The organism is Diaphorobacter sp. C33, assembly GCF_030503915.1.
Taxonomy (GTDB): Bacteria; Pseudomonadota; Gammaproteobacteria; order Burkholderiales; family Burkholderiaceae_C; genus Diaphorobacter; species Diaphorobacter nitroreducens.
In genome coordinates this window covers 2,497,389-2,523,453 of sequence record NZ_CP129980.1, presented here as the reverse complement: position 1 = coordinate 2,523,453, position 26,065 = coordinate 2,497,389, and the positions used below count along the sequence as shown (strand labels likewise).

The 26,065-nt window shown below is 67.5% G+C and carries 19 protein-coding genes; 15 read left to right on the top strand and 4 right to left on the bottom strand.

All coding sequences use genetic code 11. The features are described 5' to 3' along the window. Positions 1-18: 18 nt before the first annotated feature. On the bottom strand, positions 19-1,089 hold the full coding sequence (locus QY917_RS11890; protein WP_123676846.1) for an AraC family transcriptional regulator: 1,071 nt from the start codon (positions 1,087-1,089) through the stop codon (positions 19-21). A 145-nt stretch (positions 1,090-1,234) separates the two neighbouring features. On the opposite strand from QY917_RS11890, the gene QY917_RS11885 reads away from it, so the two are divergent. From QY917_RS11885 to QY917_RS11850, 8 genes are read left to right on the top strand one after another with little or no spacing between them, the layout of a single operon-like run. Further along, positions 1,235-2,971: an AMP-binding protein gene (locus QY917_RS11885; protein WP_123676845.1), complete on the top strand. Its 1,737-nt coding sequence runs from the start codon at positions 1,235-1,237 to the stop codon at positions 2,969-2,971. Between the two features lie 14 nt (positions 2,972-2,985). Further along, complete coding sequence (locus QY917_RS11880; protein WP_123676844.1) at positions 2,986-4,590, top strand: carboxyl transferase domain-containing protein; 1,605 nt, start codon at positions 2,986-2,988, stop codon at positions 4,588-4,590. Between the two features lie 10 nt (positions 4,591-4,600). Then, a complete protein-coding gene (locus QY917_RS11875; RefSeq protein WP_123676843.1) occupies positions 4,601-5,110 on the top strand; it encodes a DinB family protein in 510 nt (169 codons plus the stop codon). Continuing rightward, positions 5,107-5,889: an enoyl-CoA hydratase/isomerase family protein gene (locus tag QY917_RS11870; RefSeq protein WP_011806852.1), complete on the top strand. Its 783-nt coding sequence runs from the start codon at positions 5,107-5,109 to the stop codon at positions 5,887-5,889. Before QY917_RS11875 ends, QY917_RS11870 begins: the two co-directional genes overlap by 4 nt. Before the next feature lie 6 nt (positions 5,890-5,895). Continuing rightward, the gene (locus QY917_RS11865; protein ID WP_015914315.1) at positions 5,896-6,615 is read left to right on the top strand and encodes a DUF4126 domain-containing protein; all 720 of its coding nucleotides are present in this window, start codon (positions 5,896-5,898) and stop codon (positions 6,613-6,615) included. Beyond that, positions 6,616-8,634 carry an acetyl/propionyl/methylcrotonyl-CoA carboxylase subunit alpha gene (locus QY917_RS11860; RefSeq protein ID WP_123676842.1) on the top strand — a complete coding sequence of 673 codons (2,019 nt, stop codon included), beginning with the start codon at positions 6,616-6,618 and terminating at the stop codon, positions 8,632-8,634. Between the two features lie 38 nt (positions 8,635-8,672). Next, entirely contained in the window at positions 8,673-9,593 is a 921-nt protein-coding gene (locus QY917_RS11855; protein ID WP_015914313.1) for a glyoxylate/hydroxypyruvate reductase A, read from the top strand. 28 nt (positions 9,594-9,621) lie between these two features. Further along, the gene (locus tag QY917_RS11850) at positions 9,622-10,536 is read left to right on the top strand and encodes a hydroxymethylglutaryl-CoA lyase (protein ID WP_103738664.1); all 915 of its coding nucleotides are present in this window, start codon (positions 9,622-9,624) and stop codon (positions 10,534-10,536) included. 14 nt (positions 10,537-10,550) lie between these two features. On the opposite strand, the gene QY917_RS11845 is transcribed toward QY917_RS11850, so the two are convergent. Next, complete coding sequence (locus tag QY917_RS11845; protein ID WP_123676841.1) at positions 10,551-12,284, bottom strand: diguanylate cyclase; 1,734 nt, start codon at positions 12,282-12,284, stop codon at positions 10,551-10,553. A gap of 113 nt (positions 12,285-12,397) precedes the next feature. Between QY917_RS11845 and QY917_RS11840 the strand changes: the two genes are divergently transcribed. From QY917_RS11840 to QY917_RS11815, 6 genes are all read left to right on the top strand, one after another. Then, positions 12,398-12,886 (top strand): YbaK/EbsC family protein, encoded by a 489-nt coding sequence (locus tag QY917_RS11840; protein ID WP_015914310.1) that lies wholly within the window; start codon positions 12,398-12,400, stop codon positions 12,884-12,886. Further along, a complete protein-coding gene (locus QY917_RS11835) occupies positions 12,883-13,167 on the top strand; it encodes a DUF1289 domain-containing protein (protein ID WP_047350700.1) in 285 nt (94 codons plus the stop codon). Before QY917_RS11840 ends, QY917_RS11835 begins: the two co-directional genes overlap by 4 nt. Continuing rightward, entirely contained in the window at positions 13,164-13,817 is a 654-nt protein-coding gene (locus QY917_RS11830; protein ID WP_015914308.1) for a 2-hydroxychromene-2-carboxylate isomerase, read from the top strand. The genes QY917_RS11835 and QY917_RS11830 overlap by 4 nt, the downstream gene beginning before the upstream one ends. Positions 13,818-14,263: 446 nt before the next feature. After that, positions 14,264-15,958 carry an MFS transporter gene (locus tag QY917_RS11825; protein ID WP_123676840.1) on the top strand — a complete coding sequence of 565 codons (1,695 nt, stop codon included), beginning with the start codon at positions 14,264-14,266 and terminating at the stop codon, positions 15,956-15,958. Positions 15,959-16,196: 238 nt separating this feature from the next. After that, positions 16,197-17,201: a porin gene (locus QY917_RS11820; protein WP_088888308.1), complete on the top strand. Its 1,005-nt coding sequence runs from the start codon at positions 16,197-16,199 to the stop codon at positions 17,199-17,201. Between the two features lie 136 nt (positions 17,202-17,337). After that, positions 17,338-17,511 (top strand): hypothetical protein, encoded by a 174-nt coding sequence (locus QY917_RS11815; RefSeq protein WP_162844577.1) that lies wholly within the window; start codon positions 17,338-17,340, stop codon positions 17,509-17,511. Between the two features lie 86 nt (positions 17,512-17,597). On the opposite strand, the gene QY917_RS11810 is transcribed toward QY917_RS11815, so the two are convergent. Then, positions 17,598-18,722, bottom strand: coding sequence for an ABC transporter substrate-binding protein (locus tag QY917_RS11810; protein WP_047350704.1), 1,125 nt, complete (start codon positions 18,720-18,722; stop codon positions 17,598-17,600). Between the two features lie 134 nt (positions 18,723-18,856). Beyond that, positions 18,857-19,969 carry an ABC transporter substrate-binding protein gene (locus tag QY917_RS11805; protein ID WP_047350705.1) on the bottom strand — a complete coding sequence of 371 codons (1,113 nt, stop codon included), beginning with the start codon at positions 19,967-19,969 and terminating at the stop codon, positions 18,857-18,859. 158 nt (positions 19,970-20,127) lie between these two features. Between QY917_RS11805 and uvrA the strand changes: the two genes are divergently transcribed. Then, a complete protein-coding gene (uvrA, locus tag QY917_RS11800) occupies positions 20,128-25,953 on the top strand; it encodes an excinuclease ABC subunit UvrA (RefSeq protein ID WP_123676839.1) in 5,826 nt (1,941 codons plus the stop codon). Positions 25,954-26,065 lie beyond the last annotated feature (112 nt).

The following is a 26,065-nucleotide window of genomic DNA, read 5'->3' as shown; positions in this document are numbered from 1 at the left end:
CTACTAATAAATGAGCGTCTATACCGCAACGGAGCGCGCGCCGCGGCGGAACTCCGCGGGCGACTGGCCTGTCCAGCCGCGAAACGCGCGGATGAAGCTCTTCTCGCTGGCAAAGCCCGTGGCCTGCGCCACCTGCTTGATGGGGCGGTCGCTGCGGTGCAGCAGCTCGATCGCGCGGCTGCGGCGCACCTCGTCTTTCAGCGACTGCAGCGACGCGCCTTCCTCCTTGAGCTGGCGGTGCAGCGTGCGCGCCGAGACGTGCAGCTGCTCGGCCAGCGTGTGTGCGCTGTGGGTCGCGTCGGGCAGGGCGGCCAGCACCTGGCGCACGCGCTGCACCAGCAGCCGGTCGCGGCGGTACTGGCGCACGGTGAGGGGCAGCGCGTGCTGCAGCATCTGGCGCATGGCCGCCTCGTCGCGCGTGATCGGCAGCGCGAGGTAGCGCGCATCGAAATGCACCGCCGCGCGCGGTGCCTGAAAGCGCGTCGGGCCGCTGAAGAGCACGCCATAGGCCTGCGCATGGGGCGGTGGCGCGAAGGGGAACTCGGCCGCCAGCACCGGCAGGCGCGAGTCGATGAACCAGCTGGCCAGCCCGAGCGCGTTGCGCAGCGTGGAAACCAGGCAGAACTCGCGCAGCGTGCCCAGGTCGCGCTGCTCGGCGATGGTGAGCGTGGCCTGCTGGCCCTCGGCGTGTAGGTGCAGCGTGATGTCGTCCGTCAGCAGCGCGTGGTGGCGGCACCAGCGCGCCAGCGCCAGGCCCAGTGTGGGTGCACTCAGCGAGGCGCGCGCCAGCAGGCCGTAGCTGCCCCAGGGCAGGCGGCGGGAGAACCAGCCCAGGGCTTCGTCGTCCAGCTCGCGCATCGCAGCGGCGGACAGCACCTCCATCTGCTGCGCCGTGATGCGGCCCGCAGAGTTGCCAACCTGCTCTGGCGGGATTTGTGCCAGCGCCAGCACCTGCGCCGCGTCCATTCCGCGCGCTGCGTAGGCCTGCACGATGGCCTGCACAAACGCCATGGGCGTGGCGGCCGTGGGTGTAGCGAGGAGTGCGGTGGGTGCGGGCGGTGGCGGCGCAGGGTCAGGATGGTCGGGCATGCGTGGAGTCTGCAACTCTGTGGCGCAATTTGCAACCTTTCTGACCCATCTCGGTCACCGCGCGTGCGGGGGTGCGGCGTATGCTGTGCAGCCTGTTGCCGGGCCCCGCGCGGGCGCTGGCCCACCCCGACCAGGAGACAAGCCCATGGAACCCGCATCCACCCCATCGGCCGCGTTGAGCCATGCGCGTGGCAGTGCCGCCACCCCCCTCATCGAGCAGACGCTGGGCGACTTCTTCGCCGGCATGGCGCAGCGCCAGCCCACGCACGAGGCACTGGTCAGTCGCCACCAGGGCCTGCGCTACACCTACGCCGAGCTGCACCAGGCGGCCCGCCAACTGGCCAGCGCGCTGCTGGGCCTGGGGCTCGCCAAGGGCGACCGCATCGGAATCTGGTCGCACAACAACGCCGAATGGGTGCTGATGCAACTGGCCACGGCGCAGGTGGGCCTGATCCTGGTGAACATCAACCCGGCTTACCGCACGGCCGAGGTGGAGTACGCGCTGAACAAGGTCGGCTGCAAGGCGCTGGTGGCCATGCCGCAGTTCAAGACCAGCGACTATCTGGGCATGCTGCGCGAGCTGGCACCCGAATTGGCCGCGTCCCAGCCCGGCGCACTGCAGGCCGCGCGCCTGCCCACGCTGCGCACGGTGGTGTGGATCGACGCGGCCGGCTCAGGCGTGGCGGGCCAAGGCGACGAACAGCCGGGCATGCTGCGGTTTTCCACGCTGATGGCGCGGGGCGACGCGCAGGACGCGCGCATCGACGCCATTGCCGCCCAACTGCACAACACCGACCCCATCAACATCCAGTTCACCAGCGGCACCACCGGGTTCCCGAAGGGCGCCACGCTCACGCACCGCAACATCCTGAACAACGGTTTCTTCATCGGCGAGTGCATGCGCCTCACGCCCGAGGACCGGCTGTGCATTCCCGTGCCGCTGTACCACTGCTTCGGCATGGTGCTGGGCAACCTGGCCTGCCTCACGCATGGCAGCACCATCGTGTACCCCAACGACGGCTTCGACGCCCTGACCGTGCTGGAGACCGTGCAGGCCGAGCGCTGCACCGGCCTGCACGGCGTGCCCACCATGTTCATTGCCGAGCTGGACCACCCGCGCTTTGCCGAGTTCGACCTGCGCACCCTGCGTACCGGCATCATGGCCGGCAGCCCGTGCCCGATCGAGGTGATGAAGCGCGTGGTGGGCGACATGCACCTGTCGGAGATCACCATCGCCTATGGCATGACCGAGACCAGCCCCGTGAGCTGCCAGAGCGACGCCGAAACGCCGCTGGCCAAGCGCGTGTCCACCGTGGGCCGCGTGCAGCCGCACCTGGAGGTGAAGATCATCGACCCCGAGACCGGCGCCGTGGTGCCGCGCGGCGAGCGCGGCGAACTGTGCACCCAGGGCTACTCCGTCATGCACGGCTACTGGGGCGATGAGGCCAAGACCCGCGAGGCGATCGACGAAGGCGGCTGGATGCACACGGGCGACCTGGCCACCATGGACGACGAGGGCTACGTGAACATCGTCGGCCGCATCAAGGACATGGTGATCCGCGGCGGCGAGAACGTGTACCCGCGCGAGATCGAGGAATTCCTCTACCGCCACCCCATGGTGCAGGACGTGCAGGTGGTGGGCGTGCCCGACCAGCGCTTCGGCGAGGAGCTGTGCGCCTGGATCATCGCCAAGCCCGGCACGCGCCCCAGCGAGGACGACATCCGTGCCTTCTGCAAGGGCCAGATCGCGCACTACAAGGTGCCGCGCTACATCCGCTTCGTTACCAGCTTCCCGATGACGGTGACGGGCAAGATCCAGAAGTTCAAGATCCGCGACGTCATGAAAGACGAGCTGGGCCTTGCCGAAGACAAAACCGCTTGAAACGAGCCACCGCCATGATTCTTGAATCCCAACTCAACCCGCGCTCGGCCGACTTTCAGGCCAATGCCGCCGCGATGCGCGCCGTGGTGGAGGACCTGCGCGCCCAGATCGAGCGCGTGTCCCAGGGCGGCGGCGAGGCCGCCCGCGCCAAGCATGTGGCGCGCGGCAAGCTGCTGCCGCGCGAGCGCGTGGAGATGCTGCTGGACCCCGGCACGCCGTTCCTGGAGATCGCCCCGCTGGCGGCCCTCAACATGTACGGCAACGACGCGCCCGGCGCGGGCCTGATCGCGGGCATCGGCAGCGTGGCCGGCATCGCCTGCATGATCGTGTGCAACGACGCCACGGTGAAGGGCGGCACCTATTACCCCATGACGGTGAAGAAGCACCTGCGCGCGCAAGAGATCGCGCAGCAGAACTGCCTGCCGTGCATCTACCTGGTGGACTCGGGCGGCGCCAACCTGCCCAACCAGGACGAGGTCTTCCCCGACCGCGACCACTTCGGCCGCATCTTCTACAACCAGGCCAACATGAGCGCGCAGGGCCTGGCGCAGATCGCCGTGGTCATGGGTTCGTGCACGGCCGGCGGCGCCTACGTGCCGGCCATGAGCGACGAGACCATCATCGTCAAGAACCAGGGCACCATCTTCCTGGGCGGCCCGCCGCTGGTGAAGGCCGCCACGGGCGAGGTCGTCAGCAGCGAAGACCTGGGCGGCGGCGACGTGCACACGCGCCTGTCCGGCGTGGCCGACCACCTGGCACAGAATGACCTGCATGCGCTCTCGCTGGCGCGCGGGGCCGTCAAGAATTTGAATAGAAATCAGCCTGTAGCGTCCGCAGATCAAGCGCCAGTAGCTCCTAAATATGCAGCAGAAGAGCTGTATGGCGTGATCCCCGTGGACACGCGCAAGCCCTTCGACGTGCGCGAGATCATCGCCCGCATCGTGGACGGCAGTGCGTTCGACGAGTTCAAGGCGCGCTACGGCAACACCCTGGTGTGCGGCTTCGCGCGCATCGAGGGCATGGCCGTGGGCATCGTGGCCAACAACGGCATCCTGTTCAGCGAGAGCGCGCAGAAGGGTGCGCACTTCATCGAGCTGTGCTGCCAGCGCAAGATTCCGCTCGTCTTCCTGCAGAACATCACCGGCTTCATGGTCGGGCGCAAGTACGAGAACGAGGGCATCGCCCGCCACGGCGCCAAGATGGTCACGGCGGTGGCCACGGCCAACGTGCCCAAGTTCACGGTGATCATCGGCGGCAGCTTCGGCGCGGGCAACTACGGCATGTGCGGCCGCGCGTACTCGCCGCGCTTCCTGTGGATGTGGCCCAACGCGCGCATCAGCGTGATGGGCGGCGAGCAGGCCGCCAGCGTGCTGGCCACCGTCAAGCGCGACGGCATCGAGGGCAAGGGCGGCAGCTGGAGCATGGAGGAAGAAGAGGCCTTCAAGACGCCCATCCGCCGCCAGTACGAGGAGCAGGGCCACCCCTACTACGCCACCGCCCGCCTGTGGGACGACGGCATCATTGACCCCGCCGACACGCGCCGCGTGCTGGCGCTGGCGCTGGCGGCTTCGCGCCACGCGCCGATCGAAGACATGAAGTTCGGCGTGTTCCGCATGTAAGGCGCGGTCCATGGATGCCGTCACCCATTTCAGCCTGCTCGCGCGCTACAACGTGTGGGCCACGGCGCGCCTGCTGGCAGCCGTGCAGGTGCTGCCCGAGGCGGACTACCGGCGCGACATGGGCCTGTTCTTTCGCAGCATCCATGGCACGCTCAACCATCTGCTGGTGGGCGAGCACCTGCTGTGGTTCGCGCGCTTTGCCGAAGGCGCGTCGCCCCGTATGGCGCTGGATGCCGAGGTGGAGAGCGATCGCGCGCGCCTGGCCGAGCGGCTGCAGGAAGGCGCCGCGCGCTGGGAGCCGCTGATCGCCGGCTTTGCGCCAGCGCGCTGGGAGGGTGCGCTGTCTTACACCACCATGCGCGGCACGCCCGCCGTGCTGCCGTTTGCCGCCACGCTGGCGCATGTGTTCAACCACGGCACGCACCACCGCGGACAGATCACGGCGGCACTCACCGCGCTGGGCCAGCCGTGCCCGTCGCTCGACCTTGTCTACTTCCTGCAGAACCCGGATACGCCATGAGCCAGAACCTTTCCATCACCCAGTCGGGCGCGGTGGCGCGCATCACGCTGACGCAGCCCGAAATCCGCAATGCTTTCAGCGACGAAGTGATCGCAGAGATCACCGCGGCCTTCACGGAAGTCGGGGGACGCGCGGACGTGCGCGCCGTGGTGCTGGCCGCCGAGGGGCCGGCCTTCTGCGCGGGTGCCAATCTGAACTGGATGCGCCGCATGGCCGACTACACGCGGCAAGAGAACCTTGCCGACGCCGCCAAGCTGGCCGAGATGCTGCGCGTGATCTACGAATGCCCCAAGCCCACCGTGGCGCGCGTGCAGGGTGACGTGTACGCCGGCGGCATGGGGCTGGTCGCGGCCTGCGACATGGCGGTGGCGGTCGATACCGCGGGCTTTTGCCTGTCCGAGGTGAAGATCGGCCTGATCCCCGCCACCATCAGCCCCTACGTGATCCGCGCCATGGGCGCGCGCGCCGCGCACCGCTACTTCCTCACCGCGGAACGCTTCAGCGCGGCCGAGGCCTTGCGCATCGGTTTCGTGCACCAAGTGGTCGGCGCAGAGCAACTCGACGCCCAGGTGGACGAGCTGCTCAAGGCACTGACGGCCGCGAGCCCGAACGCCGTGCGCGCCTGCAAGACGTTGGTGCGCGATGTGGCCGGGCGCGAGATCGACGCCGCACTCATCGCCGCCACCGTGGAGGGCATTGCCGACATCCGCGCGAGCAGCGAGGGCCGCGAGGGCGTGCAGTCGTTCCTGCAAAAGCGCAAGCCCTCCTGGCTGGGCTGATCCGCCATGGACGCGCTCTGGCTCCAGATCGTGCAGTGGCTCCACAGCGTGGGGCTGCATGTCGATGCGGGTACCGCCCAGGCGGTGGCCGAAGGGGCTGCGCGCGCCACGCAGCAGCTGGACATGCCCGCGCTGCTGGCGCTGGCCGCCGCATTGGGCTGGGCCAGCGGCTTTCGGCTGTACGCCGTGGTGTTCCTGGTGGGCATGATGGGCTTGGCCGGCTGGCTGCCTCTGCCGCCGGGGCTGGCGCTGCTGCAGCACCCGCTGGTGCTGATGGCCAGCGGCTTCATGCTGCTGGTGGAGTTCTTCGCCGACAAGGTGCCCTGGTTCGACAGCGCCTGGGATGCCATCCACGCCTTCATCCGCGTGCCCGCCGGCGCGCTGCTGGCCGCCGGCGTGTTCGGTGCCGACAACGCCACCATGGCGCTGGCCGCGGGGCTGCTGGGCGGCTCCCTCTCGGCCACGGCGCTGGCCACCAAGATGACCACGCGGGCGGCGGCCAACACCTCGCCCGAGCCATTTTCCAACTGGGGCCTGTCGTTCTTTGAGGACGGCCTGGTCGTCGGCGTGGTCTGGCTGGCCACGCAGTACCCGCTGGCCTTCGGCATTGCGCTGGCGGTGATGCTGGCGCTGTCGGCGCTGCTTCTGGTGGTGCTGTTCAAGTTCCTGCGCGCCGTGCTGCGGCGCATTTCCTCTTTCTTTTCCGATTCCGCCAAGGTGGCCTGAATGTTCCAAAAAATCCTGATTGCAAACCGGGGTGAGATCGCCTGCCGTGTGGCCGCAACCGCCCGCCGCATGGGCGTGAAGACCGTGGCCGTGTACTCCGACGCCGATGCCCAGGCCAAGCACGTGGCCGCCTGCGACGAGGCCGTGCATATCGGCGGCAGCGCCCCCAAGGACAGCTACCTGCGCTGGGAGCGCATCATCGAGGCCGCCCAGGCCACGGGTGCGCAGGCCATCCACCCAGGCTACGGCTTCCTGAGCGAGAACGAAGACTTCGCCCACGCCTGTGCCAATGCGGGGCTGGTGTTCATCGGCCCGCCGCCTTCGGCCATCAAGGACATGGGTTTGAAGGCCGAGTCCAAGCAGCTGATGGAGAAGGCGGGCGTGCCGCTCGTGCCTGGCTACCACGGCAAGGACCAGGACCCGCAACTGCTGCAGCGCGAGGCCGACCGTATCGGCTACCCCGTGCTCATCAAGGCCAGCGCCGGTGGCGGCGGCAAGGGCATGCGCCTGGTGGAAAAGAGCGAGGACTTTGCCGCAGCGCTGGCCAGCTGCCAGCGCGAGGCCATCAACAGCTTTGGCGATGATGCCGTGCTGGTGGAGAAGTACGTGCTGCGCCCGCGCCACATCGAGATCCAGGTGTTCGGCGACACGCAGGGCAACTGCGTCTATCTGTTCGAGCGCGATTGCTCTGTGCAGCGCCGCCACCAGAAGGTGCTGGAAGAAGCCCCCGCCCCCGGCATGACCGAGGCCCTGCGCCGCCAGATGGGCGAGGCTGCCGTGGCAGCCGCCAAGGCCGTGGGCTACGTGGGCGCGGGCACAGTGGAGTTCATCGTGGAACAGCCCGGCGGCTACGACGCGCCCGAGCAGATGAAGTTCTACTTCATGGAGATGAACACCCGCCTGCAGGTGGAGCACCCCGTGACCGAGGCCATCACCGGCGAAGACCTGGTGGAGTGGCAGCTGTGCGTGGCCAGCGGGCAGCCTTTGCCCAAGCGCCAGGACGAGCTGAAGATCATCGGCCACGCCATCGAGGCGCGCATCTGCGCCGAGAACCCTGACAACAACTTCCTGCCAGCCACTGGCCAGCTGCACGTGTACCGCAAGCCGGCATGCACCAGCTTCGAACGGGGCAGCGTGCGCGTGGATGACGGCGTGCGCGAGGGCGACGCCATCAGCCCCTTCTACGACAGCATGATCGCCAAGCTCATCGTGCACGGCGACACGCGCGCGCAGGCCCTGGCGCGGCTGGACGATGCGCTGGCGCAGACCCACATCGTGGGCCTGGCGACCAACGTGCAGTTCCTGCGCCATGTGGTGAAGAGCGATTCGTTCGCCCAGGCGCGGCTGGACACCGCGCTGATCCCGCGCGAAGAGGCCGTGTTGTTCGGCCAGGAGCGCGTAGGCCTTCCTTTGGCCGCGGCAGCCGCCGTGGCTAGCCAGTTGCAGCGTGAGCAGGCGCAGGAAGGCGCCAATCCGTTCAGCCGCCGCGACGGCTGGCGTTCGCTGGTAGCGTGCCGCCGGCGTTTCGAGTTCGACTTCAATGGCGCACATGCCAAGGCCTGGCTGACCTATGAACGCGATGGCGGCTACCAACTGACCGTGGGAGAAGGCGAGGGAGCCGCGCAGGGTCCGCTGGCTTTCACGCCCTGGGCGGGCGGCCTGGACCTGCAATACGCCGGCCAGCGCACCTGCGCAACGGTCTATGCCCAGGGCGAGACCGACCACATCTTCACCCCCCGTGGCGCCACGCGCATCGAGGCATTGGACCTGCTGGCCCATGCGGGCGAAGCCGCCAGCGAGGGCGGGCGTCTCACCGCGCCCATGCCGGGCAAGGTGGTGTCGTTTGCCGTGCAGGCCGGCGACAAGGTGACCAAGGGCCAGCCCCTGGCGGTGATGGAGGCCATGAAGATGGAGCACACCATCGCCGCCCCCGCCGATGGCGTGGTGCAGGAGCTGCTCTACGCGCCAGGCGACCAGGTGGCCGAAGGCGCAGAACTGCTGCGGCTTTCCGCCGAGTGACGGCGGGGGCTTGCCCAGCCGCGGTACGCTCGTTGGCCATGAAGATCACCTTTTGCTGTACCGATACCAAGGCCGAACCCTGGCTGCAGGGGCTGGCCGCCGCCCTGCCGGGGGCCGACATTACCGTCTGGCAGCCCGGAGCCCCCCAGGCGGATTACGCCGTGGTCTGGGCACCGCCCCAGCAGTTCATCGACGAACAGCCCGCCTTGCGGGCGTTGTTCAACATCGGTGCGGGGGTGGATGCGCTGCTCAAGCTACGCCTGCCACCCTCTGTGCGCGTCGTGCGTCTGGATGACGCCGGCATGGCCGTGCAGATGGCCGAATACGTGTGCCACGCGCTGATCCGGCATTTCCGCGAGTTTGACCAGTACGAGGCCGCCATGCAGGCGGGCCAGTGGAGCTACCGCAAGCCGCGCCTGCGCCAGGACTTTCCTGTGGGCGTGATGGGCCTGGGCGTACTGGGCGAGCGCGTGGCGCGCGCGGTGGCGCAGTTCGACTTTCCCGTGCTCGGCTGGAGCCGCAGTCCGAAGCAGATGGCGGGCGTGCGCTGTTTCAGTGGGCAGGAGGGCTTTAACGAGTTCCTGGCCGCTACCCGCGTGCTGGTCAATCTGCTCCCGCTCACGCCCGAGACGCAAGGCATCATGAACCGCGACACGCTGGCCCGCCTCCTGCCCGGCGCCTACGTGATCAATGTGGCGCGTGGTGCGCACCTGGTCGAGGAGGACCTGCTCGCGCTGATCGACGCCGGCCATGTGGCGGGCGCCACGCTGGACGTGTTCCGCACCGAGCCGTTGCCTGCCGGGCATCCCTTCTGGGGACATCCCAAGATCACCCTCACACCCCACACTTCGGCACGCACGCTGCGCGACGAGAGCATTGCCCAGATCGCCGGCAAGATCGCGGCGCTGGCGCGCGGCGAGGCCGTGGCCGGCGTGGTGGATGCCGGACGCGGCTACTGACGAATCCCTCACCCAAGGACACCCATCGATGAACCCGAACATCCCCTCCCGCGTCAAGCTTGTGGACGTGGGCCCGCGCGACGGGCTGCAAAATGAGAAGCAGCCGGTGCCGGCGGCCGTCAAGATCGAATTGGTACACCGCCTGCAGCAGGCGGGCCTCAAGGAAGTCGAGGTCACCAGCTACGTTTCTCCGAAGTGGGTGCCGCAGATGGCCGACAACCACGAGGTCATGCAAGGCATTACACGCGTGCCCGGCGTGCGTTATTCAGTACTGACGCCCAACCTGAAAGGCTGGGAGGCGGCCGTGCTCGACAAGCCCGACGAGATCGTGGTCTTCGGCGCCGCCAGCGAGGCCTTCAGCCAGAAGAACATCAACTGCAGCATTGCCGAGAGCATCGAGCGCTTCGCCCCCGTGGTCGAGGCCGCGCGCGCCGCAGGCGTGTATGTGCGTGGCGCGATGAGCTGCACCGTGGGCTGCCCGTACGAAGGCGAGATCGCGCCGGAGCGCGTGGAATACCTGGCCGGGCTCATGAAGGGCATCGGCGTGCAGCACATCGGCGTGGCCGACACCATTGGCGTGGGTACGCCGCGCAAGGTGCAACGCGCCATCGAGGCAACGCTCAAGCACTACGACCTGAACGACGTGTCCGGCCACTTTCACGACACCTACGGCCAGGCGCTGGCCAACACGCTGGCGGCGCTGGAGCTGGGCGTGTGGCAGTTCGACACGTCCGTGGCCGGCCTGGGCGGCTGTCCCTATGCGAAGGGCGCCACGGGTAACGTGGCCACCGAGGATGTGGTCTACATGCTGCACGGCATGGGCATCGAGACCGGTATCGATCTGGACCAGCTGATCGACGCCGGTGCCTACATCAGCGACTTCCTGGGCCGCAAGCCGCAGTCGCGCGTGGCCGTGGCGGTGCTCACCAAGCGCAAGGGCTGAGCGGCCACCCGGCGTCAGGCCAACGGCAGAGCCGGCGCTGCCGGGTGCTGCGCCGCGTCCTTGTGCGCCTGCTTGGCCTGGTACATGCGCTGGTCGGCGCAGCGCATCAGCTCCGTCAGCGTGGGGCCGTCCTGCGGGCTGTGCGCAACGCCCGTGCTGACGCCCACGCACAGTTCCTGGTGCTGGAAGTACACCGGCTGGCAGATAGCCAGCTCCAGATGCTTGACCAGCGCCGTCAGGTCGTCGCCCGCGGGCGCGTGGGCCAGCATGACCACGAACTCGTCACCGCCCAGCCGGGCCACGATGTCGCCGGACCGCGTGTGCGTCTGCAGCCGTGTGGCAACGGCGCGCAGCACCTCGTCGCCGGCGTCATGGCCATAGGTGTCGTTGATGGGTTTGAAGCGGTCCAGGTCGAGCAGCAGCAGGGCGTGCGTGCCCCCTTCCGACAGCAGTTGCGTTGCGCCCTGGGTCAGCCCCATGCGGTTGGTCAGGCCCGTGAGAGGGTCGGTGGTCGCGGCCTTGGCCAGATGGTCCGCGCGCAGCCGCAGGGCGATCTGGGAGGCGTTCAGGCTGTCGATGCGGGTGCTCAACGCAACGGCGAACACCACCATCTCGGCCGCCACGCCGATCTGCAGGCCGTTGGCCAGCATGAAGGGCGCGTCGATCACCTTCCAGTTGCTCAGCACCACGCCGGCCACCGTGACGAACAGCAGCGCCTGCGCGCCCAGGTACCAGCGCGCGGGCGTGAAGCCTCGGCGCAGCACCAGAATGGCCGCGAGCGACGCGGCCGCGATGCCGGCGCTGGCCAGCAGTTCGTTCTGCGTCTGGGCGATGGCAAATTGGCCGAGCCCGCCGAGCACGGCGGTGAGCGCCGCCAGCAGGCCGATTGCCACCAGCACTCCGTCCATCAAGGGCGTCTGCCGGGTGTCCAGGAAACTGCGCGTGAACAGCGCGCCGAAGAACAGCCACAGGCTGGGCAATACGAAATAGCTGCGCTCCTGCCACCACGGCGCGTCGCCCCACAGGTAATGGGCCGTGTGGCCGTTGAAGGTGGCCAGCGTCAACAGCGCGAAGATGCACTGGCCGACGTAGAAGGTGTACGTGGTGTCCCGAAAGATGCCCACGAGCGTGAGGTTGTAGACCAGCAGTGCGATCAGGATGCCGTAGCAGATGCCGTCGAACAGCCGCTTGTGCTGGCGCCATTGCAGGTATTCGGCCGTGTCCCAGACGGACAGGTCGAAGGACGGCGCCGTCTCGCTGTACAGCCGGGCGTAGACCGTGTAGGTGCCCGGGCCCGGGGGCTGCAGGCGCGTGAGGTAGCGCTCGCTGCCCAGGGGCCGCGTGGCGAAGGGCTGCGCCAGGCCCGTGTGCACTGGCGGCGCAAGCGCCGTACCCGACGCATCGAACGGGCCGTAGAACCGCACGTCCTGCAAAGACGTGGTCTGGGTGGCCAGCACCCAGTCGCCGCTGGCCGCGCGCTGCTCCAGGACCACTTTGAACCAGTGGTAGGCCGGTGTGGCCCCGCGCAGCGGCATGCGGGGGGGCGGGCCGAAGCGCGCATCGGTAGCCGCTGCGCGCACATCGTCGATGGTGAGGGTGCCCAGGTCGTCCACGAGCCACAAAAGCTGGCCGGTGCTTCCCAGCGATAGGCCCTTGCGGTGATCGTCCAGCACCGCAGGGGCGCCACCGGCCCAGGCCAGTTTGCCGACGAGAAGCCACAAGAGCAGGCAGGCGCGAAGCAGGTTCATGGACAATGGATGGCAGCTATCACACTGTAACCCCGCCTGGGGCTTGTGGCTGCGCCGAGGCACTCCGCATCCGTGCGTGCGCTTCGCCGTCCCAGGCCCCGCATTGCCCTGTTATGCACGCATTACCTGAAAGCACCCAGCGGGTGGCTGCCGAGTTGCAGCGCCTGCGCCACCCCCACGCGCCGCGCATGCTTGACGACGCCGCGCGCACCGCGCAGCAGGCGGCTGACGGGCTGGGCGTGGCGCTGGGGCAGATCGCCAAGAGCATCATCTTCCGGCGCAAGAGCGATGATGCAGCCGTGCTGGTCGTTACCTCCGGCGACCGGCGCGTGGACGAGAAGAAGGTCGACGCCCTCGTGGGCAAGACGGGCCGCGCCGACGCGGAATTCGTCAAGGCCAAGACCGGCTTCGCCATCGGCGGCGTCTCGCCCGTGGCCCATTCCACCGCGCCTGTCACCCTCATCGACCGCGAGCTGTTCCGCTTCGATGTGATTTGGGCTGCCGCCGGCCATCCCCACGGCGTGTTCCAGTTGAGCCCGCACGATCTGCAGCGGCTCACCGGTGCCCCGGTGGCCGACGTGGTGCAGGAGATCAGCGCATGAGCGACGCCGCAGTGAATGCTTCTGAATTGATAGCTGCTCGCGCTGGTGAAATAAGCGCTAGAGGCCAATTTGGCTTAAATTCCCAGGAGCCGGTTCCGTCGCCCTGTGTGTCGGTCTGCCGCATGACGGCCGACCGCAGCCATTGCGAGGGGTGCTTCCGTACGATCGACGAGATCCGCGCCTGGTCGCAAGCCGATGGCGCCGCGCGCCGCGCGATCTGGACCGCCGCATTGCAACGCGCGGGGGTGGACCTTCCCGAAGAGCTGGAGCCACTGGCATGAAGCACATCACGTTCTACCTGGATTTCGTCTCGCCGTACGCGTGGCTGGCCTTCGAGCGGCTGCCGCAGGTACTGGAGGGGCTGAGCTACCACCTGCACTACAAGCCGGTGTTGTTGGGCGCGCTGCTGCAGCAGCATGCCAACCCCGGGCCGGCCGGCGTGCCGCCCAAGCGCGACTGGACGTACCGGCACGCCACCTGGCTGGGCCATGCGCTGGGCTGCGGTCTGGACATGCCGGCGCGCCACCCCTTCAATCCGCTGCCGTTGCTGCGCCAGGCGCTGGCGTGCAGCGACGATGGCACGGTCAACCGCTATGTCGCCGGCACCGTGCTGCGGCATGTCTGGCTGGGTGGGCAGGATGCGCTGGACCCCGCGCGCCTGGACGTGCTGGCGCAGGCCCTGGCAGAGCAGTTGCGGCCCGACGCCGAAGGCGCGGGCGCCCTGCCCAAGGCCCTGCTGCGCGCCAACACGGACGAGGCGTCAGCCCGTGGCGTGTTTGGCGTGCCGGCCTTTGAGGTGGAGGGGCGCCTGTTCTGGGGGCTCGACAGCCTGCCCATGTTGCGCGCCTACCTGGACGGCGACGCGTGGTTTGACGGGCCGGCATGGGATGCGGCCCCCGCGGTGCCATCGGGCCTGCCTTCCGTGCGCTGAAGCGCATTCCTCGGCGGCGGCCGACGGGGCCGCGGCAGGCGTTCCAAGGCGCCGCAGACAGCGTTCTGCGGCGCCTTTTTGCATGGGGCCGTGCCCAGCACTGTGCGGCGGGCGTGGGTTTGTCATGCGTCAAGGGTTTGTCCTAGGGAGGGCAAACCCTGGCGAAAAACTGCGGGGTTACCCGTGTCTGGTGCCGTGCGCGAGACTCACCGCAGCCTCGTGCAGTCCGATTTTTCGCATCAAGAAAAACGATCTGCGGGTTGTCACGGAGTTTGTCAGATGGCCGTAAGACTGAGGTGGCGGCAGCGTTTGGCGCATGTCAGCTTTCGGTCAGATGGCGGCCCGATATTGCGTCGCAAGCACCGCAGAGTGCTTCAGATCGTCGGTTTTTCGCGCTTTCTTACGCGCATTTTCGATTCCATCCCAATAAGCAGGAGACAGCATTCATGGCTACCAGCACTGCATACGCCGGCCGCCCCGGCGCTGCCGCCCGACCGATGTCGGCGGAAGAAAAGAAGGTGATCTTCGCCTCGTCCCTCGGCACCGTGTTCGAGTGGTACGACTTCTACCTCTACGGCTCGCTCGCGGCCATCATTGCCAAGCAGTTCTTCAGCGGGCTGGATGCTGGCGCGGCGTTCATCTTCGCGCTGCTGGCCTTCGCGGCCGGCTTCCTGGTGCGCCCGTTCGGTGCGCTGGTGTTCGGCCGCCTGGGCGACATGATCGGGCGCAAGTACACCTTCCTGGTGACCATCCTGATCATGGGTATCTCGACCTTCATCGTCGGTGTGCTGCCCAGCTACGCCAGCATCGGCATCGCGGCACCGGTCATCCTGATCGCGCTGCGCATGCTGCAAGGCCTGGCGCTGGGCGGTGAATACGGCGGTGCGGCCACCTACGTGGCCGAGCACGCGCCCCATGGCCGCCGCGGTGCCTACACCTCGTGGATCCAGACCACGGCCACGCTGGGCCTGTTCCTGTCGCTGCTGGTGATTCTGGGCACCCGCACCATACTGGGCGAGCCCGTGTTCAACGACTGGGGCTGGCGCATTCCGTTCCTGGTGTCCATTCTGCTGCTGGGCATCTCGGTGTGGATTCGCCTGTCGCTGTCCGAGTCGCCGGCCTTCCAGAAGATGAAGGCCGAGGGCAAGACGTCGAAGGCGCCGCTGTCCGAGTCGTTCGGCGAATGGAAGAACCTGAAGATCGTGATCCTGGCGCTGGTGGGCCTGACCGCCGGCCAGGCCGTGGTGTGGTACACGGGCCAGTTCTATGCGCTGTTCTTCCTGATGCAACAGCTCAAGGTGGATGCCGTCACGGCCAACCTGATGATCGCCGCCGCGCTGCTGATCGGCACCCCGTTCTTCGTGGTGTTCGGCTCGCTGTCCGACAAGATCGGCCGCAAGCCCATCATCATGCTGGGTTGCGTGCTGGCCGTGCTGACCTACTTCCCGGCCTTCAAGATGCTGACGGAAGCCGCCAACCCCGACCTGGCCAAGGCCCAGGCGACAGCGGGTGTCGTGGTGACCGCCGATCCCGCCACCTGCTCGTTCCAGGGCAACCCCGTGGCACGCGAGATCGACTTCAAGAGCTCCTGCGACATCGCCAAGCGCTACCTGGTGCAGAACTCGGTGAGCTATGACAACGCCGCAGGCGCACCTGGCTCTCAGGCCGTGGTGAAGATCGGCGACAAGGTCGTTACGGCACCCAGCGGCACCGTGGTCAACCACAAGTTCGACGAGGCAAGCGTGAAGGCCATCGCCGCCTTCAAGAAGGAGATGGCCGAAGACCTGAAGCTCGCCGGCTACCCCTCCAAGGCCGATCCCGCCAAGATGAACAAGGTGATGATGGTCGTCATCCTGACGTATCTGGTGATCCTGGTGACCATGGTCTACGGCCCCATCGCGGCCATGCTGGTGGAACTGTTCCCCACGCGCATCCGCTATACCTCCATGAGCCTGCCGTACCACATCGGCAATGGCTGGTTCGGCGGCCTGCTGCCCACGACATCGTTCGCCATCGTGGCGTCCACCGGCAATATGTATAACGGCTTGTGGTACCCCATCATCATCGCCGGCATGACGGCAGTGATCGGCACGCTGTTCATCCGCGAAACCAAGGACGTGGACATCTACGCCAACGACTGACGTCGTTCCGCTCTTTTGTCAGGGTTTTCCCTGACTGAACCCTGCCGCCACACCTTTGCCTGTGCGAAAGTGTGGCGGCAATACGTCAGGGGTATTACAGGCGGGACTTTCCCCTGTGTTGGCCCAGATGGTTACACCTAGAATTTGCGCCGTAGCTGCACATTGTGCTAACCGGCTCCCTGCGGGCGGCGAGCTGTGCCTACCACAACTGATGGACACAAGCATTCAAGGAACTCAAATGCAAAAACCAAGTCGTTTGCTGCTCGCTACCCTGGCTCTGCTGGGTACTTCCGCTGTTTTCGCGCAAAGCAGCGTGACCCTGTACGGCCGCGTGAACACGTCGGTGGAACGCCAGAAGGTCGGCGGTACCAGCAACACCGTCATGCAGAACAACTCCTCGCGCTTCGGCTTCAAGGGCACTGAGGACCTGGGCGGCGGCCTGAAGGCCGGCTTCCAGCTGGAAAGCGGCTTCAACTCCGATACCGGCACGGGCTCGGGCTGGACCCACCCCACCACCGGCATGACCTTCGCCCGCCAGAGCGAAGTGAACCTGTCTGGCGGCTTCGGCATGATCCGCCTGGGCAACTTCACGCCCGAGTCGTACTACGCTACGGCCGACTACGTGAGCATGCACAACCATGACACGGGCACGTCTTCGGACGCTCTGTACTACGATCCCGTGTGGTTCGGCGGCCTGAGCACCACCAACAAGATCGGCTACCGCTCGCCTAGCCTGGGCGGCCTGACGATCGATGCCTCCGTGAATCTGCACGAGCAGACCACCGGCGGCAAGAACGGCTATGACCTGGCTGCCAACTACAACATCGGCGCGCTGAACCTGGGCGCCGGCTACAGCCAAGTGGACAGCAATCGCCAGCTGGGCCTGCGCGCGTTGTACACCTTCGGCCAGTTCGTCGTGGGTGGCTACTACCAGCGTAACAAGGACGACAACCAGCTCCTCGCCACGGGCGCAGGCAACCGCAACAACTTCCGCCTGGCGGGCGCCTACATGATGGGTGCTTCCGAGTTCCACGTGAACGTGGGCCGCGCTGGCAAGTGGAGCGACATTGCCGACAGCTCCGCTACGCAGTGGACCCTGGGCTACAACTACAACTTCAGCAAGCGCACCAAGGTGTACGCTTTCTACACGAAGGTGGACAACAAGGCAGGTGCTACCTACATGACGGGCGCCGCTGGCCAGGACTTCAGCTCGCTGGCGCTGGGCGTTCGCCACAACTTCTGATGCACCGGCAGCGTAAGCTGCCTGCAATGCAAGCCTGATTCAATGGAGTCGGGCTTGCGATCAGACAGGCCTCACACGATGGTGTGAGGCTTTTTTATTGGTGCCGCCCTTTTCCGTCGACAACAATTTTCAGGAGATGAGCATGTGGAAGATCGTGGTGGGTTTCGTGGTGTTCGCAGTGATCATGCTGTTCGTGATCATGAAGGCAGGAGACCAGGTGGACATGAGCGGTGAAAAGCATGGGGTGGAAGCGACGCACGTGCCCGAGTCCGCAGCTGCTCCCGCATCCGGCGCCAGCGCAGCGCAGTGAACTGGCCCCACCCATCCAAAACGCGGAGCCAGGCTCCGCGTTTTGGATGGGGCGGTGGGCTCCGCCGCCGTGGCGTTACGGCCCGCTCAGCGCTGGAACCGGCCGTCCGCTCCGATGATGGACAGGTCGGCGAAGTCCAGCCCCGAGTGTTCCTTTGCGCTGTAGGAAAGCTCCAGGCCCCCCAGGTCGAATTTGCTCAGGCTTTCCAGGGCCGCGTGCAGCCGTGCACGGTCCGGCTTGGGGCCGGCGCGGCGCAGGCCCTCGGCCAGCACCTTGGCGTTCACGAAGCCCTCGACCATGGCCGGAGTGAGTTCCTTCAGCCCTTGCGCCTTCGCCAATTCCAGGGCTTCCTTGATCACCGGGTAGTTCAGCGACCGCTCGGACGGAAAGACCTGCGTGACGATGACGCCGCGGGCCTGGTCGCCCAGCGCCTTGGTGAAGCCCCCCGACGCATTGTTTGACAGCGTGACGATCTGCCCGCCCACGCCGGCCGCGCGCAGTGCCTTGATGCCGTCCACGACCGCCGCGCCGGTGCCGATGAAGATGACGGCCTGGGGATCCTGCGCACGCACGCGCGGGGCGATGGCTGAGAAATCGGGCTTCGCCCGGTCGAACTTCTCCACGAACAAGGCGGGCAGCTTGTTGTTCTGCAGGCCCTTTTGCGCACCTGCCAGGCCGTCCTGGCCGAAGGCGTCGTCCACATGCACGATGCCGATGCGCTGAACTCCCAGCAGCGCAAGGTGGGCGATGGCTTTCTCCACCTCGCGCTGGTAGGGCGCGCGGACGTTGAAGATATTGCGGGAAACGGGCTGGTGTAGCGCCATGGCGCCCGTGGAGGGCCCCACCAGCGGCACGCCGTACTTGTCCAGCAGCGCAACGATGCCCTGGGTGTGGGGCGTGCCGCGCGTCATGAACAGTGCCAGCACACCCTTGTCCTCGATGAGCGTGCGGGCGTTGTCCTGCGTTAGCTTGGGATCGAATTTGTCGTCGAGTGCGACGAGCTCGATCTTCTGCCCGTTCACGCCGCCGCGGGCGTTGACATGGTCCAGGTACAGCGACGCGCCCAGCATCGATTCCTTGACGGTTGCCGCCGCGGACCCGGTGATGCCGACGGTCTGACCCACGAGCAACTGCGCGTGGGCCAATGATGAGGCCGCACTGACCACCGCAAGGGCGCACGCTGCGCCCCACTTTTTCCAATGTGTCTTCATGAGGTGTCTCTTCCCTGTGTATTTGCGCGTGAGTGCGAGCAGGGGCGAGTGTATCGGCGGCAGCCTACGCTGGAATGACGTGCCGCAGACGCCGCGCGATCACCCAGGCGGCGTCTGACCTCATGAAAGGGGTTTCAGCGGCGGAACTTGCCGTCCGTGCCGATGATGGAAAGATCGGCGAAATCCAGGCCCGTGTGATCGTCGGGGCCGTAGGAGATGTCCAGCCCGCCCAGATCGAACTTCTGGATGGATTCCAGGGCCGTCTGAATCTTCTCGCGCGACGGCTTCGGGCCGGCGCGGCGCAGGCCTTCGACCAGCACCTTGGCGGCGGCAAAACCTTCGAGCATGGCCGGGCTGACCTCGGTCATTCCCTTGGCCTTGGCCAGGTCGATGGCTTCCTTGACCAGCGGGAAGGTCAGGCTGCGCTCGTTCGGGTAGACCTGCGTGACGATCACGCCGCGGGCATTTTCGCCCAGGCTCTTGATGAAGCCGCCCGAGGCATTGTTGGACAGCGTGACCACCTGTGCCGTGGAGCCCGCCTGGCGCAGCGCGTTGTAGCCATCCACCACCGACGTGCCCGAGGCGACCATCAGGACGGCCTGGGCCTGCGCCTGGGAGATCTTGGCCACCAGCGGGGTGAAGTCCGGCTTGGCGCGATTGAACTTCTCCAGCACCACGGGCTGCAGCTTGGCCTGGGTCAGGCCTTTCTGCGCGCCCGTGACGCCATCGGCGCCGAAGCTGTCGTCCGCATACAGCACGGCGATGCGCGTGATGCCCATCGAGGCCAGGTGGGTCATGGCCTTCTCGGCCTCGCGCTGGTAGGTGGCGCGCACGTTGAAGATGTGCTTGCGCACCGGCTGGTGCAGCACCATGGCGCCCGTGGACGGGCCCACCAGGGCCACGCCATGCTTGTCCAGGTGCGGGATCATGGATTCGGTGTGGGGCGTGCCGCGCGTGAGGAACATGACATGCACGTTCTTGTCCTCGATCAGCGTGCGCGCGTTCTCGCCGGCGGTCTTGGGGTCGAACTTGTCGTCCATCGAGATCAGTTCGATCTTCTGCCCGTGCACGCCGCCCTTGCCATTGACCGCGTCCAGGAACAGCTTGGCGCCCTGCGTGGTCTCCTGCACCCCTGCGGCCACCTGGCCGGAAAACCCGGCCGTCTGCCCCACCAGGATCTGTGCATGGCTTGCGCCCAGCGTTGCGCCCAGGACCAGGGCGGCCCCCCATTTATGCCATGGCTGCATGGCGTCTCCTCTCTTTGGTTGTTGGTGCGGCGCAGTCTAACGGATAGGGCCGGATGCGCCATCACCTGCGTGACCGGCTGTGGTGTGGTGTCCACCCGGTCGATGCGGAATCCGGCTCGTCCCTAGAATGTTCCGCCTCATTGCAGAAAGACCCGCTCATGACCCAGGGACTGATCCGTATCCACGGCGCGCGCCAGCACAACCTCAAGAACATCGACCTGGACATCCGCACGGGCGAGCTCACCGTGGTCACCGGTCCCAGCGGCTCCGGCAAGTCCAGCCTGGTGTTCGACACGCTGTATGCCGAGGGCCAGCGCCGCTACGTGGAGACCTTCAGCGCCTACGCGCGCCAGTTCCTGGACCGCATGGACAAGCCCGCCGTGGACAAGGTGGAGGGCGTGCCCCCGGCCATCGCCATCGACCAGACCAACCCGGTGCGCTCGTCGCGCTCCACCGTGGGCACGATGACCGAGCTGAACGACCACCTCAAGCTGCTGTTCGCGCGCGCCGGCCAGCTCTTCGACCGCGAGACGGCGCTGCCCGTGCGCCACGATTCGCCGGACACCATCCATGCCGAGTTGCAGCGGCGCTGCGCCGCCGAGGACGACCCGCGCATCGTGCTCACTTTTCCCGTGGAACTGCCCGTGGGCACCACCGCGGAACAGCTGGAGCAATGGCTGTCGGCCAGCGGCTTCACCAAGGTGCAGGCCGAGCGCGAGGTGGCCACGCCCACAGGCCCGCGCAAGCTGCTGGACGTGGTGGCCGACCGCTTCCGCATGGGCAACGTGGAGCGCGCGCGCGCGGTCGAGGCGATCGAGGTCGCGCTCAAGCGCGGCGGGGGGCGGCTCAATGTCTATCGCCTGCGGGACGATGGCGAAGCAGACCTGTGGCGCTTCTCCACCGGCCTGCATTGCCCCGAGAGCGACCTGCGCTACGCCGAACCCATCGCGTCCATGTTCTCGTTCAACTCCGCCGTGGGCGCCTGCGACACCTGCCGGGGCTTCGGCCGCGTGATCGGCGTGGACTACGGCCTGGTCATTCCCAACGACAAGCTCACGCTGCGCGCCGGTGCGATCAAGACCATCCAGACCCCCGCCTGGAAAGAAGCGCAGGACGACCTCATGCGCCACGCCGAGGCCGCCGGTATCCCGCGCGACACGCCCTGGTACAAGCTCACCGCGGAGCAAAAGCACTGGGTGATCGAAGGCACGCCCGGCTTCAAGAACGGCAACTGGAACAAGCAGTGGTACGGCATCCGCCGCTTCTTCGAGTACCTGGAGAGCAAGGCCTACAAGATGCACATCCGCGTGCTGCTGTCCAAGTACCGCAGCTACACGCCATGCCCGGTGTGCGCCGGCGCGCGACTGAAGACCGAGAGCCTGCTGTGGCGGCTGGGCAGCAAGGAGGACGCCGATGCCGTGCTCGACCCCGCGCAGCGCTTCCTGCCGCAGGGCGTGGCCTGGACGCGCGCGCAGCTGGAGGCGCTGCCCGGCCTGTGCCTGCACGACCTGATGTTGCTGCCCATCGACCGCCTGCGGCGCTTCTTCGCGCGCATGGCGGGTGTGCAGAATGCTCCTGTTTCAATAGCTGGTAGCGCTCGCCAGGTAAGCGCTACAGGCCAAAACGACTCTCAGGCTGGCGATCGCCAGGCGCTGCAGCTGCTGCACGACGAGATCGCCACGCGCCTCAAGTACCTGTGCGACGTGGGCATCGGCTACCTCACGCTGGACCGGCAAAGCCGCACGCTGTCGGGCGGCGAGGTGCAGCGCATCAACCTGACCACGGCGTTGGGCACCTCGCTGGTGAACACGCTGTTCGTGCTGGACGAGCCCAGCATCGGCCTGCACCCGCGCGACATGCACCGCATCACCGAGGCCATGCTGCGCCTGCGCGACGCGGGCAACACGCTGGTGGTGGTGGAGCACGACCCCGCCGTGATGCTCGCGGCCGACCGCGTCCTCGACTTCGGCCCGGGTCCCGGCGAGCGCGGCGGACAGATCGTGTTCGACGGCACGGTGGGCGAACTGCGCCGCGCGCCCACGCTGACCGGCCAGTACCTCGGCGGGCACAAACAGATCGGCACCGGGCTCAAGCGCCTGGTGACGGATGCCACGCCGCGCCTGGTGCTGGAGGGTGCGCGCGAGCACAACCTGCGCGATGTGAACGTGGAGTTCCCGCTGCAGCGCCTGGTCACCATCACCGGCGTGTCGGGCTCGGGCAAGTCCACGCTGATCCAGGACGTGCTGGCGCCCGCGCTCATGCGCCACTTTGGCAAGGCCACGGAGACGCCCGGCGCGCATGAGCGCCTGCTGGGCGCCGACCACCTGAGCGACGTGGTGTTCGTGGACCAGTCGCCCATTGGCAAGACGGCGCGCTCCAACCCCGTGAGCTATGTGGGTGCGTGGGATGCCATCCGCGAGCTGTTCGCCGTGGCACCGCTGGCCCGGGAGCGCAGCTACACCGCGGCCAAGTTCAGCTTCAACTCGGGCGACGGGCGCTGCCCCACCTGCGGCGGCTCGGGTTTCGAGCATGTGGAGATGCAGTTCCTGTCGGACGTGTACCTGCGCTGCCCCGACTGCGACGGCAAGCGCTACCGGCCCGAGATCCTGGAGGTGCGCATCGAACGCAGTGGCAGGCTGCTCAACGTGGCGGACGCGCTGGACCTCACCGTGCACGAGGCAGCAGAGCTGTTTGCGAAAGACCGCGAGGTGATCCGCGCGCTGCAGCCCATCGTGGACGTGGGGCTGGAGTACGTGAAGCTGGGCCAGCCCGTGCCCACGCTGAGCGGTGGCGAGGCGCAGCGCCTGAAGCTGGCGGGCTTCCTGGCCGAGGCGGCCCGGAGCCAGGCCAAGTCGCGCCAGCCGCTGGCCCGCAAGGGCACGCTGTTCCTGTTCGACGAGCCCACCACCGGCCTGCACTTCGACGACATCGCCAAGCTCATGCGCGCATTGCGCAAGCTGCTGGACGCGGGGCATTCGCTCATCGTCATCGAGCACAACCTGGACGTGATCCGCGCCAGCGACTGGCTCATCGACCTGGGGCCCGAAGGCGGCGACGCCGGCGGCCAGGTGGTGGCCGAGGGCGCACCCGAGGAGGTGCGCCAGCACCCCACGTCGCACACCGCGCAAGCGCTGCGCGAGTACGAACTGGCGCTGGGCGAGGGCGGCCATTCGGTGCACGAGCAGCAGGCGGCGCTACGAAAAGAGAAGCTGCTCGCGCTGGATGGAAAAGCGCCAGAGGCCAAAAACGCCATAGAGATCGTGAACGCGCGTGAGCACAACCTGCGGCACCTCACGCTGGACATTCCGCGCGGCCAGTTCAACGTGATCACCGGCGTGAGCGGCTCGGGCAAGTCCACGCTGGCGTTCGACATCCTGTTCAACGAGGGCCAGCGCCGCTACCTGGAGAGCCTGAACGCCTACGCCCGCAGCATCGTGCAGCCGGCCGGGCGGCCCGAGGTGGACGCGGTGTACGGCATACCGCCCACCGTGGCCATCGAGCAGCGCCTGTCGCGCGGCGGGCGCAAGAGCACCGTGGGCACGACCACCGAGGTGTGGCACTTCCTGCGTCTGCTGTATGTGAAGCTGGGCGTGCAGCACTGCGTGCACGACGGCGCGGCGGTGCAGCCACAGACCAGCGAGAGCATTGCCGCGCAGCTGCTGCGCGACTACCGCGGCCAGCACATTGGGCTGCTCGCGCCGCTGGTCGTGAACCGCAAGGGCGTCTATACCGAACTGGCCGACTGGGCGCGCCCGCGTGGCTACACCCACCTGCGCGTGGACGGCCACTTCCTGCCGACCGCGGGTTTTCCGCGCATCGACCGCTTCAAGGAGCACACCATCGAGCTGCCCGTGGCCAGCGTGGACGTGTCGCCGGAGCATGAAGACACGCTGCGCACGCAACTGTCCAAGGCGCTGGAGCTGGGCAAGGGCGTGGTGCATGTGCTGAGCGGCCTGGACGGCCTGCAGCAGGCGCTGCAGGACGGCGCGCCCACGGCGCACATCGGGCGGCTGCAGGTGTTTTCCACCAAGCGCGCCTGCCCCGTGTGCGCCACCAGCTATGCCGAGCTGGACCCGCGCCTGTTCTCCTACAACAGCAAGCATGGCTGGTGCCCCGACTGCGTGGGCACGGGCGTCAAGCTGACATCGGCGCAGCGCAAGGTGTTGGACGACTCCGTGCAGTCGGAGGACAACCGCGGCCGCGAGCAAACCTTTGCCGAGCCCGAGATGGAGGACGTGGCCGACGCCGCCTGTCCCACCTGCCAGGGCACGCGCCTGAACCCGGTGGCGCGCGCCGTGCAGTTCGCCGGCACGCCGATCACCGAGGTGGCGCGCCTGTCGGTGGCCGAAGTGCGGCAGTGGATCGCCGGGCTGCAGCTGTCGGGGCGCGAGGCGGAGATTGCGCGCGACCTTGTGCCCGAGATCCAGAGCCGGCTGGAATTCCTGGAGGAAGTCGGGCTGTCCTACCTCACGCTGGACCGCGGCGCGCCCACGCTCAGCGGCGGCGAGGCGCAGCGCATCCGCCTGGCGGCGCAGCTGGGCAGCAACCTGCAGGGCGTGTGCTATGTGCTGGACGAGCCGACCATCGGCCTGCATGCGCGCGACAACCAGATCCTGCTGAACGCCCTGCACAAGCTCGGCGACAAGGGCAATACCCTGGTGGTGGTGGAGCACGACGAGGACACCATCCGCCGCGCGGACCACATCATCGACATCGGCCCCAGCGCGGGCAAGCGCGGCGGGCGCCTGGTGGCCCAGGGCACGGTGGCCGACGTGCAGGCGGCTGCGGACTCGCAGACCGGCCGCTACCTGCTGCATGCCATGCGCCACCCGCTGCAGGCGCGTCGCCCGGTGGATGCTATTGAAAAAGTAGCTGATTGCGCCCATCCGGCGGGCGCTGGAGGCCAAAACGATGCGGAACCCCTGCGCTGGCTCACCGTGCACGGCGCGCACCTGCACAACCTGCAGCAGGTCACCGCGCGCGTGCCGCTGCAGCGGCTGGTGGCCGTCACGGGCGTAAGCGGCTCGGGCAAGTCCACGCTGGCGCGCGACGTGTTGCTGGCCAACGTGGCCGCCTGGGTGCAGCAACGCAGTACCAAGGCCGGGCGCGACGCCATGGATGCGGGCAAGGCGCCGCCGCTGGCCGGGTGCACCGGCCTGTCGGGCTTCGAGACCATCGACCGCGTGCTGGAGGTGGACCAGACGCCCATCGGCAAGACGCCGCGCAGTTGCCCCGCCACCTACATCGGCTTCTGGGACACCATCCGCAAGTTGTTCGCCGAGACGCTGGAGGCCAAGGCGCGCGGCTATGCGCCCGGGCGCTTCAGCTTCAACACCGGCGAGGGGCGCTGCCCGGCCTGCGAAGGGCAGGGCGTGCGCACCATCGAAATGAGCTTCCTGCCCGATGTGAAGGTGCTCTGCGAGGTCTGCCACGGCGCGCGCTTCAACCCCGAGACGCTGGCCGTCACCTGGCGCGGCAAAAGCATCGGCGACGTGCTGCAGATGGAGGTGGACGAGGCCGTGGAGTTCTTCGCCAGCATGCCCGGCATTGCCCACCCACTGCAGCTCTTGAAGGACGTGGGCCTGGGCTACCTCACACTGGGCCAGCCCAGCCCCACGCTCAGCGGCGGCGAGGCACAGCGCATCAAGCTGGTGACCGAGCTCACCAAGGTGCGCGACGACGTAGGCCGGCGCGGGCAGAAAAGCCCGCACACGCTCTACGTGCTGGATGAGCCCACCGTGGGCCTGCACATGGCCGACGTTCACAAGCTCATCCAGGTGCTGCACCGGCTGGTCAACGGCGGCCACAGCGTGGTCGTGATCGAGCACGATCTGGACGTGATTGCCGAGGCCGACTGGATCATTGACCTGGGCCCCGAAGGCGGCAAGGACGGCGGGCGCATCGTGGCGGCAGCCACGCCCGAGGACGTGGTGCGCCAGGGCACGCACACCGGCAAGGCGCTGGCACCGGTGTTGGCGCGCTGACCGGGCCGCGGGGGCTTTTCCTACAGGGTGCGGCGTGCGTGGCTCACACGCCGCCCCTGGGCGCGCTTTCTAGGATCGAACCCATGTTGCCAGCACGCGTTGCTGGCGGTGT